This window comes from Fenollaria sp. (assembly GCF_057222035.1).
Genome location: NZ_JBXXYC010000001.1, coordinates 273,804 through 288,745 on the forward strand (window position 1 = coordinate 273,804; position 14,942 = coordinate 288,745).

Sequence of the window (14,942 nt, forward strand, 5' to 3'; positions counted from 1 at the left end):
TATGAAGAAAAAAGCATTATGGAAAGATATATTTAGAGAGATAAAAAATTCTACTGGTAGATTCATTTCTATAGTCCTTTTAATAACTCTAGGCGTTTTTGTTTATACTGGTTTAAAATCTGTTGGACCCCTTATGAGAAAAACAGCAGATACTTTTATAGACGAGTCGAATCTTGCGGATATTTATTTAAATTCACAATTTTCTCTAGAAGATAAGGATAAGGATATAATAAAGTCTGAAGCTGATATTAAAGACATTGAATATGTTTATAGTGAGGACGTACTTGAAAAAGGCAGCGAAGCTATAATAAATCTTGAATCGCTTCCTGAAAAAATTTCTATGCCTAAACTTATTGAGGGCAGAATGCCAGAAAATAATGAAGAGATAGTTGTTGATGCCTATCCTATAAAAAACGCTTTTAATATAGGCGATGTAATTGAATTTGATAGCAAAAAGTCAAAATTTGATTTTGAAAGCAAAAAAATTCTAAAAAATTATAAATTTAAAGTAGTTGGTAAAGTTGTTTCTGCTGAGAATATGTCAACTGTCATGAAAGGCACAAGCAAAAAAGGCTTAGGTGACTACGACTCTTTTGCTTATGTACTTAAAGATGCTTTTAATGATACTGATGAGAGCAAAGCAAGAATCATTTTAAATGGCTTAGATGGTTTAAAGACAACAGATAGAGAATATAAAGACATTGTTAGTAAAAACAGAAGAAGCTTAATAAGCGCCTTTAATGAAAGATCTATAGAAAAATTTGAAAGTATTAAGGCTGACATCAGAGAAAAAATTGATGACGCTGATGAGAAGATAGCAGATGCTGAGAAAAAACTTACTGATGCTAAGAAAGAGCTTGACGATGCTAAAGTAAAACTTGCTGACGCAAAAAAATCATACAACGATGGCAAAAAGAAATATAATGACTCCATTAGTGAAGCTGAAAAAACATTATCTGACAATAAAAAGACTTTAGATGAGAGTAAAGAAACACTTGATAAAAATAAAGCTGATTTAGACGACGCAAAGATAAAATTAGATGAATTAAAATCTAAATTAGATGAACTAAAAGAAACTTATGAAAGCTCTATGGCTGAGTATACAGCTAAAAAAGAAGAGATGGACAAGGCATTAGAAGCTATGTCTGGATTACCTCAATCTAGCATCCCTGCTGATAAGGCCGAAGAGTTCAAGAAGGGCAAAGAAGAGCTTGAAAAAGCAAAAGCTCAATTAGATGAGCTAAAAGAAACAATAGATAATCTCGAAATTACTTATATACAAAATAAAGCCAAATATGATGAAGGCATAATTAAATTAAATGAAGGTTATGATAAGTATAATGACGGACTAGAAAAATACAATACAGGTCTTAAAGAATTTGAAGATAAAAAAGCGTCAGGTCTAAAAGAATTAAAAGACGCTAAGAAGAAAATTTCAGACGGACAAAAAGAATATGATGAAGGCGTAGAAAAATATGATTCTGAAAAAATTAAAGCTGATAAGAAGATAAAAGACGCTAAGAGCGACCTTGATGAAGCTAAAAGAGTTCTTAAAAACATGAAGAGACCTACATTTAATATAATAGACAGAGAAAATATCGAAGGTTTACAACTATTCTACGACTCAGGTCATAGAATGGATATACTTGCCTTAGTTTTCCCAGCATTTTTCTTTCTAATCGCATCAATCGTTGCTTTAACAGCACTTATGCGTATGGCTGAAGAAAGAAGAACACAAATTGGTACATTCAAAGCACTTGGCTACAATAATTTTGATATTTATAAAAAATATTTATTTTATGGTTTTGTTGCGACTACTATTGGAGTAATTATTGGTATAGCACTAGGACAAAATATTTTAACCAAGATGGTGTTTAGAACTTATTCTGCATCATTTACTCTTAAAAAACCAATACCATATTTTAATATGACATTCCCATTGATAAGTGCTTTTATATCATATTTCTCAATAGTCGTACCAGTTAGTATTGTTTTATCAAAATATTTAAAACAAAACTCAAGCGAATTAATGAGACCTAAGGCTCCTAAGGCTGGATCAAAGATATTCTTAGAAAAAATCCCGTTCTTCTGGAAGAGACTAAGCTTTTTATACAAGGTTACATTTAGAAACACATTTAGATACAAGTCAAGAATGTTCATGACACTTCTTGGCGTTGCTGGATGCATGAGTTTATTGTTCTTTGGCTTTGCTATACAAGGAGCTGTTGCTCAAGTAATTGATAGACAATATGGACGCGTATTTAATTATGATCTAATCGTTAACTATGATAAAGATTTTTCTAAGCATCAGCTAAAAGAATATACAAATTTTATTGATGGTAATGAAGATATCAAAGATAGAATGACACTTAGAACTGAAAATTTGGTAGCTGATACAGTTGATATGCCAGATCAAAATGTAGTTGTCATGGTTATCGAAGATGAAAAGAAATTTGAAAATTATGTTCATTTATTAAATAAAAATAAAAAGATTGATCTACCTAAAGAAGGTATAGTAATAAATAGAAAGCTTTTAGAATCAGTTCACAAAGAACCTGGCGATGATATAGAGCTAAGAGATGCTTATAATAAATATTACTCAATGAAGGTTATAGACACAAATGAAAACTATTTAGGTCACTATGCCTACATGAGCAAAGATTATTATGAAAAAATATTTAATAAAAAATATGAAGATAACTCAGATATAATAAAATTAAGCTCAGATAGTAAAGAGGCGAAAGATACTTTTATTAAAGAATTAAATAGAATTGACAGCGTTATGTATGTCTTTGATGTATCCAAGACCATAAGCGTTGCAAACGATTGGCTATCTAATCTAAATTATGTAATTATATTGATTATATTAACATCGGCTACACTTGCTTTTGTAGTTTTATATAATCTAAATAATGTTAACATATCTGAAAGAATTAGAGAGGTAGCTACACTTAGAGTTTTAGGCTTCTACCCAAGAGAGCTAACAAGTTATATTTATAGAGAGACGATACTTTTATCAACATTAGGTATTTTGCTTGGATATGCAGGTGGTATTGGTTTAACACATCTTATACTTAAGTACATTACACCAAGTAATATACAGTTAGTATCGAATATCCAATGGTATAACTATATAGTTTCAGCCGTTTTAACTTATTTATTTATATTCATGGTTATGATCATAGTTCATAAAAAGTTAAAAGGCACAGACATGGTTGGAGCACTAAAAGCATACGAATAAGGAGAAATTATGATAGAAAAACTAAAACCTTTAGCCTTAGTTGGTCAAATTGGCATAGACATAGTATCGAGTATAGTTATTTCCTATCTAGTTGGCTATGGATTGGACAAATTATTTAAGACAAATGGAGTTTTTTCTATAATTTTTATCATCATAGGAGTATTGGCAGGTTTTTATAATTTTTACAGAAGTGTTAAATATTATTTTAAGAAGAAAGACAATAAAGAGTCTGAGATAGATAAAAATGAAAAAAGATAAAGATTTTACGTATAAGTATATAAGAGTAGCTATAATTTTAGCTATACTTTCTAGCCTTATTATTGTAATTTTTTTCGGATTCAAGAAGGATTTACTATTAGGCTTGTACTTAGGAACACTTGTAAGTGTCTTGTTTTTCAGGCTTATGTATAGAAATGCTATAAAGGCTGTAGAAAAAGATGCCAACGCTAGTAAAAGATTTACTTCAAATAATTATTATCTAAGACTATTATTATATGGTATAATACTATATGCGGCATATAAAAATCCGAATTTTAATTTTTATACTACTGCAATCGGTTTTACCATGATCAAATTTTCAATAATCATAGTTGAATTATTTGGCATAGGTAAATAAATTCACAAATCAATCGATTTGAATATAAAAGAAGGGGGTAATAAGATGGAATTGTCGATAAGCTTTCAGATAGGTAAGAATATGTATTCACTAACACCTAGTGTTATCAACTCAGTTATAGCTGTTTTTGCTTTAGTCATATTTATCTTTATTTGCTATAGTAAGATAAAAAAGACAGATTACAAAGCAAGACCAAGTGGCTTAGTTAATGTTTTAGAAATTTTAGTCACTTCAATTGATTCACTAATCGAACAGACTATGGGCAAGAACAGAGAAGGCTTTGCACCATACATTCTTAGCTTGATGATGTTTTTATTGACAGCGAATCTGATGGGATTATTTGGTTTTAAACCACCAACATCAGATCTTAATGTTACACTCACATTAGCGCTAATCACTTTTGTCTTGATACATTACAATAAGATAAAAGTTAACGGCTTAAAAGATTCCATAAAAGGTTATTTTGAACCAATCTTTATACTATTCCCAATAAACATCATAGGCGATATTGCTCTTCCAATATCACTTTCATTCCGTTTATTTGGTAATATAGTAAGTGGTTCATTAATCATGGCACTTGTATATGCTGCGCTAGGCTTTGTAAGTAATTTACTTACACCAATAGTTGCACCATGGTTTCACATCTACTTCGATGTATTCTCAGGTGTACTGCAAACATTCATATTCGCAATGATAACAATGATCTACATTGCAATGGGTATGGGACAAGAAGAAAATTAAATTTGAAAGGAGAAATTTTAAATGCAAGGAATTTCAGGTCACGATTTTATTTTAGGTATGTCAGCTTTAGGAGCTGGTATAGCAATGATAGCAGGTTTAGGCCCTGGTATTGGTCAAGGTATTGCAGCTAGTAAGGGAGCTGAAGCAGTTGGTAGACAACCAGAAGCTAAAGGCGATATCATTCAAACAATGATTTTAGGACAAGCTGTTGCCGAAACAACAGGTATTTATTCACTAGTTATTGCCCTAATTCTTATCTTAGTTAAACCTTTAGTATAGTTTATATGGAAGGCTTAAATGTAAGCGTTGACTTTAACTTAGTCAATATGCTTGTTCAGCTTACAGCCACTCTCGTATTGTATTTTATTTTACGTAAATTTTTATATTTTCCTATAAAAGATTTATTAAATAAAAGACAAGACTATATAATGAAGAATGTTGAAGATAGCGAGAAAAATAATTTGAAATCTCAAGTAGCACTAAGAGACTACGAGCTTAAATTAAAAGAAGCTAAAAAAGAAGCAAACGAAATCGTTGATCAAGCTAAGAAGAGAGCTGACGATATCGTTAATAAGTCTGTTAGCGATGCTAAAGAAGAGTCAAGAAAAATTATGGAAAAAGCTGATAAAGAACTTGCTAATAAAAAGTCAATGGCAATGGACGAAATGAAAGGCGATATGGTTAATATTGCCATCTTAGCTGCTGAAAAACTAATTGGTGAAAATATTAGCACAAAGAAAGACAAAGAAATCATAGAAAAATCTATTGAAGAAGTAGGTAAAGAACAATGGAAGAACTAGCTACTACTTTATATGCAAAGTCTATGTTTGATGCATCTAAAGAAGATGATTGTCTTAAATTAGTTTATGAAGAGCTAAATTTAGTAAAAGAAACTATCGATTCAAATCCTAGGCTTATGGAAGTATTTAAACATCCATTGTTATCAAACAATGATAAGAAAAATGCAATTAAAGATATCTATGAAAAAAACTTAAGCAAATTAACAATGAACTTTTTATATGTTTTAATTGATGCTAAAAGATTTGACATGATATCATCTATTATAGATGAATTTAATAATTTATATGATATTGATAATAATATTTTGAATGGAACAATAATTACTAAAAATATCCTAAGCGATGATGAAATTAGTAAATATGAAGAAAAATTGACTACGTCTTTAAAATCTCATGTAAAGCTAAAAAATGTTATAGATGATACTATTATAGGCGGCGCAATTGTTAAGATCGGTGATAAACTTATCGACTCAACACTAAAAGGTCAATTAAACGAATTAAGAAAAGAATTAATAAATAATAGTGAGGTGAGTATCTAAATGGGGTTAAAACCAGAAGAAATTAGCTCAGTTATAAAAGATTTAATAAAAAATTATGACAAAAAATTAGATACGGTTGAAGTTGGATCTATTATTGAAGTTGGAGACGGTATAGCTAGAGTTTATGGACTTGACAATGCTATGGCTGGTGAACTACTTGAACTATCTGGCGGCGTTTACGCTATGGCACTAAACCTTGAACAAGATAATATTGGTTGTGTTCTTTTAGGTAGTGATAAGAACTTAAAAGAAGGAGACCCGGTTAAAAGAACTGGTAGAATCGTTGAAGTTCCAGTAGGTGAAGCACTTATTGGTAGAGTAGTTAATTCACTAGGACAAGCTATCGATGGCAAAGGTAAAATTGAAAGCAATAAGTACAGACCTATCGAAGCTAATGCGCCAGGCATTATTGACAGAAAGTCTGTTTCTGAACCGCTACAAACTGGTATTAAGACTATTGACTCCATCATCCCTATAGGTAGGGGACAAAGAGAGTTAATCATAGGCGATAGACAAACAGGTAAGACTGCCATCGCCATAGATACAATAATAAATCAAAAGGATCAAGACGTAATATGTATATATGTTGCTATTGGTCAAAAGAACTCAACTGTAGCTCAATTAGTTAATGTACTAGAAGAGCATGGTGCGATGGACTACACTATAGTAGTAAGTTCATCAGCAAGTGAGCTTGCACCATTACAATACATTGCTCCATACGCTGGAACAGCTATGGCTGAAGAATTTATGTACGCAGGTAAAGATGTACTTATCATCTATGATGACTTATCAAAACATGCGGTTGCATATCGTTCAATGTCTTTACTACTTAGAAGACCACCAGGACGTGAAGCTTACCCAGGAGACGTTTTCTATCTACATTCAAGACTACTTGAAAGATCAGCAAAACTTTCTGATAAATTAGGCGGAGGATCAATAACAGCTCTTCCTATCATAGAAACACAAGCTGGAGACATTTCAGCTTATATACCAACTAACGTAATATCAATCACTGACGGACAAATTTTCCTTGAAGGACAATTATTCTTCTCAGGACAAAGACCAGCTGTTAACGCAGGTCTATCAGTATCACGTGTTGGTGGAGCTGCACAAATCAAGGCTATGAAGAAGGTTTCAAGCGGTATTAAACTAGAACTTGCTCAATACAGAGAATTGTTAGCGTTTGCTCAATTTGGATCTGAGCTTGATAAAGATACTGCTGACAAGCTAAATCATGGTCAAAGAATCATGGAAATACTTAAGCAAGCACAATATAAACCTTTAAAAGTCGAAGAAGAGGTTATGATTTTATTTGCTGTCACAAACAGATATCTTGATGATATCCCTGTAGACAGAGTTAAAGCTTTTGAAAACGATTTTCTAGAGTACATGGAAAACACTTCTAGTGGTACAGCTAAGAAGATTTTAGATAAAAAAGAATTAACTGATGAAATAAAAGAAGAGCTAAAACTAAAGATAGAAGAGTTTAAAAAGACTTTTAATTAGAGGTTTATTATGGCTGAACAAAGTAAAGAAATTAAAAGAAGAATAAAAAGTGTATCTAATATAAAGCAAATTACTAGAGCTATGGAATTAGTATCTACTTCAAAACTTCGTAAATCAAGACAAAAGCTTGAGCTTACAAGACCATATTATAACACTGTTGAATCAAGTATTAGAGAAATACTCGCAAACACTAAAGGTGTTAAGTATGATTTGCTTGAAAGAAGAGAAGTTAAAAACAGACTCATAATTGTTTTAACATCAGATAGAGGCTTAGCTGGCGGATATAACATAAATGTTATAAGAAAAGCTGAATCATATATCGATGATAAAGTAGGAACAAAGTTTATACTTGTTGGTGTTGAAGCAAGAGAGTACTTTAAAAGAAGATACGATGGCATAGTAAAAGAATTTTCATATATTTCAGAAGAACCTTCATTTAACAATGCTGCTAAGATTGGTAACATCTGTTATGATTTATATAGAAAAAAAGAAATTGATGAAGTTCTATTAGTTTATACTCATTTTTCTACAGTACTAAGCCTAGTGCCTAGTATGGTTAAACTATTGCCAGCCGAATCTATTGAAAAAGACGGTAATATGGAGAACAGACTTATTGAGTATGAACCATCTGCTGAAGAAGTATTAAACAGATTAGTTAAAGATTATATATCCATAACTATATTTGGAGCAATGATTGAATCAGCAGCTTCAGAGCAAGCATCAAGAAGAAATTCTATGAAGAATGCTACTGATAATGCTAACGATATGCTTGAGAGCTTGTCACTAAGATTTAACAGAGCAAGACAAGCTCAAATCACACAAGAAATTACTGAGATAGTCTCAGGTGCAAATGCATTAAATTAGAAGGGGTGAAATTATGGAAAATCAAAATATTGGTAAAGTTGTACAAATAATTGGACCGGTTCTTGATATAAGATTTAAACAAAATTCTCTACCAAACCTTCTTAACGCGATTAAAATTGATTTAAATGGTAAAGCTCTTATAGCTGAGGTAAGTCAACACATAGGTGACGATATAGTTAGATGTATATCGATGTCATCAACTGACGGACTAGTTAGAGGCGCTGAAGCTATAGATACTGGAAGCCCAATAAAGGTGCCTGTTGGGGATAAAACTTTAGGTAGATTATTCAACGTTTTAGGTGAAAACATTGATGAAGACGCTAAAGCTAAGTATGATAGATACGATCCAATACACAGACAAGCACCAAGCTATGATGAACAAGTTACAAGTAGAGAAATTTTTGAAACTGGTATAAAAGTTATCGACCTTATAGCGCCTTATGCTAGAGGAGGTAAGATAGGTCTATTCGGTGGTGCCGGTGTTGGTAAGACTGTATTAATACAAGAGTTAATCAACAATATTGCTAAGGAACATGGTGGACTTTCAGTTTTTGCAGGCGTTGGAGAAAGAACAAGAGAAGGTAATGACCTTTATTATGAAATGAAAGAGTCTGGCGTTATTAACAAGACTGCTTTAGTATTCGGTCAAATGAATGAACCGCCTGGAGCAAGAATGAGAGTTGCTCTAACAGGATTAACTATGGCTGAATACTTTAGAGATGAAAAGCATCAAGACGTTTTGCTATTCATTGACAATATATTCAGATTTACTCAAGCAGGTTCAGAAGTTTCTGCACTTCTTGGCAGAATGCCATCAGCAGTAGGTTATCAACCAACACTTGCTACTGAGATGGGTCAATTACAAGAGAGAATCACATCTACAAAGAATGGATCCATCACATCAGTACAAGCTGTTTACGTGCCTGCCGATGACTTAACAGACCCTGCACCAGCAACAACATTTACACATCTTGACGCGACAACAGTACTATCACGTTCAATTTCAGAATTAGGTATATATCCAGCTGTAGACCCACTTGATTCAACATCAAGAATTTTGGATCCACAAGTAGTTGGAGAAAAACACTATGAAGTTGCTAGACGTGTTCAAGAAATACTACAAAGATATAAAGAGCTTCAAGATATCATCGCAATACTTGGTATGGATGAATTATCAGAAGATGATAAATTAACTGTTGCTAGAGCAAGAAGAATACAAAGATTCTTGTCACAACCGTTCTCAGTTGCTGAACAATTCACAGGAATTCAAGGTCAATACGTTCCTATAGCTGAAACTATCAGAGGTTTTGAAGAAATTCTCGATGGTAAACATGATGATTTACCTGAATCAGCATTCTTATTTGTTGGAACAATTGATGATGCTGTTAAAAAAGCTGAGAGTATGAGGCAAAATAATGACTAGATTATATCTTAAGGTTGTTACACCTGATAAATTGTTTTTCGAAGGCGAAATTGATATGCTTGTCGCTAGAACAATTGAAGGAGACGTAGGAATACTTCTTAATCACTCTCCCTTGGTAACAATACTTGATATTGGTAGACTTGTTATTAAAAATGGAGATGAAAGAAAAGTTGCTGCCTGCGCTGGCGGTTATATTGACGTGAGAAATAATAATATAACTGTTGTTTCAGACGCTTGCGAGTGGGAAGACGAGATAGATATCAACAGAGCTGAGAGAGCTAAAGACAGAGCAAGTAAAAAACTTGAAGACAAAGATACTGATACATTCAAGGCAGAGCTTGCACTTAAGAAGGCAATCAACAGAATTAATGTTGGAAATAAAAATTATTAAAAGAAGGTAGCGATTTGCTACCCTCTTTTTTGAAAGGGGAGGAACAATATGAAGTGGGATTTATCCGCATACTACAAATCATTTACTGATCCTAAGTACAAAGAAGATTATGACAATATTTTAAAAGAAATAAAGAATTTAAGCTTATTTATAAATGAAAATTTTGATGATAAGAAGAAAGTTTTAATTAAATATGTAGATAAGGCAAATATCATTGATAATTATGCTGCAAGGCTATTTGGATACGTATCCTTAAATTTAAGCGAAAACGTTAATAATAAAGAAGCACTTGCTGAAAAATCTAAGCTTATCGCTGTTCGTAGAGAGTTTATCGAACTTGGAGTAAGTTTTGATAAATTTTTAAAGAGTATTGATGACATAAATAAGATTATAGATGAAGAGGACGCTCTAAAAGAATATAGATTTATTTTAAATGAGGGCTGTGATAATGCAAAGCACTCGCTTAGTGACGATGTAGAGATAGCTGTTGCTCGTATAAAAGAAACAGGTTCATACGAATGGAACAGACTTCATTCAAATTTAACAAGCAGAGTTACTAGTAAGGTAGAATTTTCTGATGGAGAAGTAAAAGAAATAAATTTACCAGCTATTAGAAACTTGCAATATGAAGACGATAAAGAACTTAGAAGAAAAAGTTTTATAGCAGAAGAAGATTGCTATGACAAAATTAGAGATTCAATCGCGATGTCACTTAGCTCAATTAAGGGCGAAGTTATTAATGAATGTGAATTAAGAGGATACGAAAGCCCATTAGCAAAAACATTAATCGATTCAAGATTTGATAAAGAAATTCTTGATGCTATGTGGTCATCAGTTAGAAAATATTTACCTGATTTTGTTAAATATTTCAAAAGAAAAGCAAAATTACTTGGATATGATAAGCTTCCATACTATGAAACATTTGCTCCAGTTGGCAAGGGAAGTATCACTTATACATTTGATGAAGCAAAAGACTTTGTTATCAAGCAATATTATTCATTCTCAGATAAATTAGGCGATTTTGCTAAACACGCTTTTGAAAATAATTGGCTAGATACAGAGCCAAGAGAAGGCAAGGTTGGCGGAGCATTCTGCTCAAGCTGCTCAGCAATAAAAGAATCAAGAGTTTTAGCAAACTTTGGTGGTACATTTGATTCAATGATAACCTTTGCTCATGAGCTTGGTCATGCTTATCACGGAAGAGTTATTTTCCAAGAAGAACCTATTAATCAAGACTACACTATGCCTATAGCTGAGACAGCATCGATATTTGCAGAGACAATAACATATAACGCTGCACTAAAAGATGCTAAGAACGACGACGAAAAGATATTTATACTAGAAAACATTATTTCTGGTGCTGCTCAAACAGTTGTTGACATATATTCAAGATTTTTATTTGAAGATGAAGTATTTAGAAGAAGAAAAGATGGTGCACTTGACGCTGATGATTTCGATGAAATTATGATGAATGCACAAAAAGAAGCGTTTAAAGATGGACTAGATCCAGAAAAGCTTAATAAAGGTATGTGGATATGCAAGTCACATTATTATAGTAGTGGACTTGGATACTATAACTTCCCATATTGCTTTGGTCTATTATTTGCAAGAGGCTTATACAGCATATACAAGAAAGAAGGAGACGCTTTCATTGAAAAATATGATACACTTCTTAGAAACACAGGCAAGATGAGCATTAAAGATTGCTGCAAATCAGTTGGTATAGACGTTACTAAAGAAGAATTCTTCGATTCATCACTAGAAACTATAAAGAAAGAAATTGATGAGTTTTTAAAATTAACCGAATAATTATATAATAAATAAATTATTTTACCTCTCTACTAAATTAAGTAGAGAGGTTTTTTTACATAAAGTTTACATCTATTATATTTATTTTTAACATATAAGAGCTATAATCAATACAAAGAAAGGGGAGAATTTCATGAAAAAAAATTTTAAATTCTTTGTATTAGTTTTAGCACTAGCTATATTCGTATCTAGTTTTTCATTTTTAAGCGAAACAAGCTATGCTGAAAGCAAAAATACCAAAAAGGCTAAGTACGTATTTTTATTTATAGGTGATGGTATGGGTGCAGCTCAAGTTAACGCTGCTCAAATCTACACTGGAGATAAAAAGAAAGTAGAGATAAAGCCATTAGAGTTTTATAAATTCCCAACAGTTGGTCTTGTTAACACAGAAGATTCTACAAGCTTCTGCCCAGACTCAGCTTCAACTGCAACAGCTATCAGCTCAGGAACTAAGACTCATTCAGGTGTTATAGGTAAGACAAGTGATCTTCAAAATAATGTTACAACTGTTGCTGAAAAGATGAAAGAACAAGGTAAAAAGATTGGCATCATATCAACTGTTACCTTAAATCACGCAACACCAGCAGCATTTTATGCTAATGTAACTTCTAGAAAACAATATTACGAAATTGGTAAACAAATGGCTACAAGCGGATTTGACTACTTTGCAGGTGGATCACTAGCTCATAGAACTGGTGATGATAAGAAGAAAAAAGAAAAAGATCTTTATGATATTTTAAAAGCAAACGGCTATACAGTAACTGAAACAAAAAAAGATTTTGAAAAAATTAATAAAAATACTGGTAAAGTATTTGCTGTAACAGAAAGAATTCAAGATGAGGGAGCTATGCCATATACACTTGATCAAAAGAAAGGTGATATGACTCTTAGAGATACTGTTAGAAAAGCAATAGAAGTACTAGATAATGAGAAGGGCTTTTTTATCATGGCTGAAGCTGGTAAAATAGATTGGGCATGTCATGCAAATGATGCTTTATCATCTATACACGAAGTACTTGCGCTTGACGATGCAGTTCAAGAAGCTATAGAATTTTATAAAAAACATCCAGACGAAACACTAATCCTAGTTACTGCCGATCACGAAACAGGTGGATTAAGCCTTGGCTATCAAGGAACTGGATATGACACACACTTTGAAATATTTGATAAACAAAAATTAAGTTATGTTGAATTTGACAAGAAATTTGAAGAATTAAAGAAAAACAATAAAAATCTTAAGTTTGAAGATGCTCTAAAATTAGTTAAGGAATCATTTGGTCTAATAGTTAAAGATGAAGACACTAAGAAGGAAGATGAATTATTCGTATTAAATGATTATGAACTTGGCAAATTAAAAGCAGCTTTTACTGAATCAATGAAAGAAAAAGATAAGAGAACTAAATCTATAGAAACAAACTTACTATATGGTGGATATGATCCATTTAGTGCGACATTAACACATATAATTGATAACAAAGCTGGTATAGGCTGGTCAACATTTGCTCATACTGCAGTTCCAGTTCCTATATACGCATTAGGCGCCACAGCAGAATTATATGAAGGAACATATCATGACAGCGAAATCTATAGTAAACTTATGGAATCTTTAGGGGCAAAATAATAAATTTAAATAAAATAAATTAGCTTACAGATGAAAATAGGGAGCCGAAGCTCCCTATTTTTTTATATTTATTTATTTAATATTTATTATTTAATATTTAATAAATAACCTTATGAAATACTTTTTTACCTTTCTTTATTAAAAGTTCGCCATCTTTAAAGTCATCTAGTGTAATTACTTTTGAAGCATCACTTTCTTTTTCGCCATTAAGAAGTATACCTCCTTGACTAATAAGCTGTCTTGCTTCTGAGTTTGACTTTGTTAAGTTAAGTTCTTTAAGTAAGTTTAATAAGCCAATTCCATCTTCAAATAACTTTTTATCCATAGTAGTGCTTGGAATGTTTTCTGAATCTGCTGATCCACTGAATAATGCACGGCTTGCTTCTAAGGCTTTGTCTGCATCTTCTTTACTGTGAACGTCTTTAGTGATCTCGTATGCAAGTATTTCTTTTGCTTTATTAATTTCGTTATCTTTTAGTTTTGCTAATTCATTTATTTCTTCCATAGGAAGCATAGTTAATAGCTTTAAGAATTTAATAACGTCTCTGTCATCAACATTTCTAAAGTATTGGAATAATTCGTAAGGAGTAGTTTTTTCTCTATCTAGCCAAACAGCGCCTGAAACAGTTTTACCCATCTTAACACCATCAGCATTAGTTAATAGCTTTAAAGTCATTACATAAGCTTGTTTACCTTCAAGTTTATTTAATAGCTCAGTTCCTTCAAGCATGTTAGCCCATTGGTCTGAACCGCCAACTTGAAGTACGCAGCCATATTTTCTATATAGTTCTAAGAAATCATAAGCTTGCATTAACATGTAACCCATTTCAAAGAAAGTTAAACCAGAAGAAATTCTGTTCTTATAACAATCATAAGCTAGCATCTTAGAAACATTGAAGTTAACGCCTATAGTTCTCATAAAGTCAAGGTACTTTACATCGCGAAGCCACTCTTTATTGTCAACGTGCAATGCTTTACCATCTTTAAAATCAATGAATCTTGATAATTGTTCAACGAAGATTCTAGCGTTTTCATTGATAGTTTCTTCTGTAAGAAGTTTTCTCATATCTTGCTTACCAGATGGGTCACCAATCATAGTTGTAGCGCCACCAGTAAGGCAGATAGCTCTGTGACCAGCTGCTTGTAAGTGTTTCATAACCATAAGAGTAATGTAGTGACCTATAGTTAGTGAGTTTGCAGTTGCATCATAGCCAGTATAGAATGTTATCTTCTCTTTATCTAATAATTCTCTTAATTCATTTTCGTAATTACAGTTATCTATGTAACCTCTTTCTTTTAATACGTCAAAAACGTTCATATAATCACTCCTTTAAATTGCCTTGATTATAACATATTTATAAATAATTTGTCAATCTAAAAGCATGAAAAAA

The 14,942-nt window shown here is 32.1% G+C and carries 14 protein-coding genes; 13 read left to right on the forward strand and 1 reads right to left on the reverse strand.

Annotation, left to right across the window (positions count from 1 at the left end; genetic code table 11):
- Position 1 precedes the first annotated feature (1 nt).
- The 13 genes from AC2UOP_RS01455 to AC2UOP_RS01515 all read left to right on the forward strand — a co-directional run bounded on the left by AC2UOP_RS01455 (position 2) and on the right by AC2UOP_RS01515 (position 13,551).
- Positions 2 to 3,241: an FtsX-like permease family protein gene (locus AC2UOP_RS01455; RefSeq protein ID WP_484832385.1), complete on the forward strand. Its 3,240-nt coding sequence runs from the start codon at positions 2 to 4 to the stop codon at positions 3,239 to 3,241.
- 9 nt (positions 3,242 to 3,250) lie between these two features.
- Positions 3,251 to 3,499 (forward strand): AtpZ/AtpI family protein, encoded by a 249-nt coding sequence (locus AC2UOP_RS01460; protein WP_070599748.1) that lies wholly within the window; start codon positions 3,251 to 3,253, stop codon positions 3,497 to 3,499.
- Positions 3,486 to 3,857 carry an ATP synthase subunit I gene (locus AC2UOP_RS01465; RefSeq protein ID WP_484832386.1) on the forward strand — a complete coding sequence of 124 codons (372 nt, stop codon included), beginning with the start codon at positions 3,486 to 3,488 and terminating at the stop codon, positions 3,855 to 3,857. Before AC2UOP_RS01460 ends, AC2UOP_RS01465 begins: the two co-directional genes overlap by 14 nt.
- Positions 3,858 to 3,902: 45 nt before the next feature.
- Positions 3,903 to 4,598, forward strand: coding sequence for a F0F1 ATP synthase subunit A (gene atpB, locus AC2UOP_RS01470; RefSeq protein WP_484832387.1), 696 nt, complete (start codon positions 3,903 to 3,905; stop codon positions 4,596 to 4,598).
- A gap of 21 nt (positions 4,599 to 4,619) precedes the next feature.
- Complete coding sequence (gene atpE, locus AC2UOP_RS01475; protein ID WP_019213523.1) at positions 4,620 to 4,877, forward strand: ATP synthase F0 subunit C; 258 nt, start codon at positions 4,620 to 4,622, stop codon at positions 4,875 to 4,877.
- 5 nt (positions 4,878 to 4,882) lie between these two features.
- A complete protein-coding gene (atpF, locus tag AC2UOP_RS01480) occupies positions 4,883 to 5,398 on the forward strand; it encodes a F0F1 ATP synthase subunit B (protein WP_019213524.1) in 516 nt (171 codons plus the stop codon).
- Positions 5,386 to 5,937 (forward strand): ATP synthase F1 subunit delta, encoded by a 552-nt coding sequence (atpH, locus tag AC2UOP_RS01485; protein WP_484832388.1) that lies wholly within the window; start codon positions 5,386 to 5,388, stop codon positions 5,935 to 5,937. Before atpF ends, atpH begins: the two co-directional genes overlap by 13 nt.
- Positions 5,938 to 7,443 carry a F0F1 ATP synthase subunit alpha gene (gene atpA / locus AC2UOP_RS01490; RefSeq protein WP_484832389.1) on the forward strand — a complete coding sequence of 502 codons (1,506 nt, stop codon included), beginning with the start codon at positions 5,938 to 5,940 and terminating at the stop codon, positions 7,441 to 7,443.
- Between the two features lie 9 nt (positions 7,444 to 7,452).
- Positions 7,453 to 8,307, forward strand: a complete 855-nt coding sequence (atpG, locus tag AC2UOP_RS01495) for an ATP synthase F1 subunit gamma (protein WP_019213527.1) — start codon at positions 7,453 to 7,455, stop codon at positions 8,305 to 8,307.
- Between the two features lie 13 nt (positions 8,308 to 8,320).
- Positions 8,321 to 9,730: a F0F1 ATP synthase subunit beta gene (gene atpD, locus AC2UOP_RS01500; protein WP_019213528.1), complete on the forward strand. Its 1,410-nt coding sequence runs from the start codon at positions 8,321 to 8,323 to the stop codon at positions 9,728 to 9,730.
- Positions 9,723 to 10,121 (forward strand): F0F1 ATP synthase subunit epsilon, encoded by a 399-nt coding sequence (locus tag AC2UOP_RS01505; protein WP_484832390.1) that lies wholly within the window; start codon positions 9,723 to 9,725, stop codon positions 10,119 to 10,121. Before atpD ends, AC2UOP_RS01505 begins: the two co-directional genes overlap by 8 nt.
- 48 nt (positions 10,122 to 10,169) lie before the next feature.
- On the forward strand, positions 10,170 to 11,930 hold the full coding sequence (locus tag AC2UOP_RS01510; RefSeq protein WP_484832391.1) for a M3 family oligoendopeptidase: 1,761 nt from the start codon (positions 10,170 to 10,172) through the stop codon (positions 11,928 to 11,930).
- Between the two features lie 133 nt (positions 11,931 to 12,063).
- Positions 12,064 to 13,551 (forward strand): alkaline phosphatase, encoded by a 1,488-nt coding sequence (locus AC2UOP_RS01515; protein WP_484832392.1) that lies wholly within the window; start codon positions 12,064 to 12,066, stop codon positions 13,549 to 13,551.
- 97 nt (positions 13,552 to 13,648) lie between these two features.
- Here AC2UOP_RS01515 and tyrS read toward each other — a convergent pair whose 3' ends face one another.
- Positions 13,649 to 14,869 carry a tyrosine--tRNA ligase gene (tyrS, locus tag AC2UOP_RS01520; RefSeq protein WP_085840193.1) on the reverse strand — a complete coding sequence of 407 codons (1,221 nt, stop codon included), beginning with the start codon at positions 14,867 to 14,869 and terminating at the stop codon, positions 13,649 to 13,651.
- Positions 14,870 to 14,942: the final 73 nt, after the last annotated feature.

Excerpts from the sequence above, each read along its gene's own strand:
- atpB (WP_484832387.1), top strand. The coding sequence starts at position 3,903 with ATGGAATTGTCGATAAGCTTTCAGATAGGTAAGAATATGTATTCACTA.
- atpF (WP_019213524.1), top strand. The coding sequence starts at position 4,883 with ATGGAAGGCTTAAATGTAAGCGTTGACTTTAACTTAGTCAATATGCTT.
- atpG (WP_019213527.1), top strand. The coding sequence starts at position 7,453 with ATGGCTGAACAAAGTAAAGAAATTAAAAGAAGAATAAAAAGTGTATCT.
- AC2UOP_RS01465 (WP_484832386.1), top strand. The coding sequence starts at position 3,486 with ATGAAAAAAGATAAAGATTTTACGTATAAGTATATAAGAGTAGCTATA.
- atpH (WP_484832388.1), top strand. The coding sequence starts at position 5,386 with ATGGAAGAACTAGCTACTACTTTATATGCAAAGTCTATGTTTGATGCA.
- AC2UOP_RS01460 (WP_070599748.1), top strand. The coding sequence starts at position 3,251 with ATGATAGAAAAACTAAAACCTTTAGCCTTAGTTGGTCAAATTGGCATA.
- AC2UOP_RS01505 (WP_484832390.1), top strand. The coding sequence starts at position 9,723 with ATGACTAGATTATATCTTAAGGTTGTTACACCTGATAAATTGTTTTTC.
- tyrS (WP_085840193.1), bottom strand. The coding sequence starts at position 14,869 with ATGAACGTTTTTGACGTATTAAAAGAAAGAGGTTACATAGATAACTGT.
- atpA (WP_484832389.1), top strand. The coding sequence starts at position 5,938 with ATGGGGTTAAAACCAGAAGAAATTAGCTCAGTTATAAAAGATTTAATA.
- atpE (WP_019213523.1), top strand. The coding sequence starts at position 4,620 with ATGCAAGGAATTTCAGGTCACGATTTTATTTTAGGTATGTCAGCTTTA.
- atpD (WP_019213528.1), top strand. The coding sequence starts at position 8,321 with ATGGAAAATCAAAATATTGGTAAAGTTGTACAAATAATTGGACCGGTT.
- AC2UOP_RS01510 (WP_484832391.1), top strand. The coding sequence starts at position 10,170 with ATGAAGTGGGATTTATCCGCATACTACAAATCATTTACTGATCCTAAG.
- AC2UOP_RS01455 (WP_484832385.1), top strand. The coding sequence starts at position 2 with ATGAAGAAAAAAGCATTATGGAAAGATATATTTAGAGAGATAAAAAAT.
- AC2UOP_RS01515 (WP_484832392.1), top strand. The coding sequence starts at position 12,064 with ATGAAAAAAAATTTTAAATTCTTTGTATTAGTTTTAGCACTAGCTATA.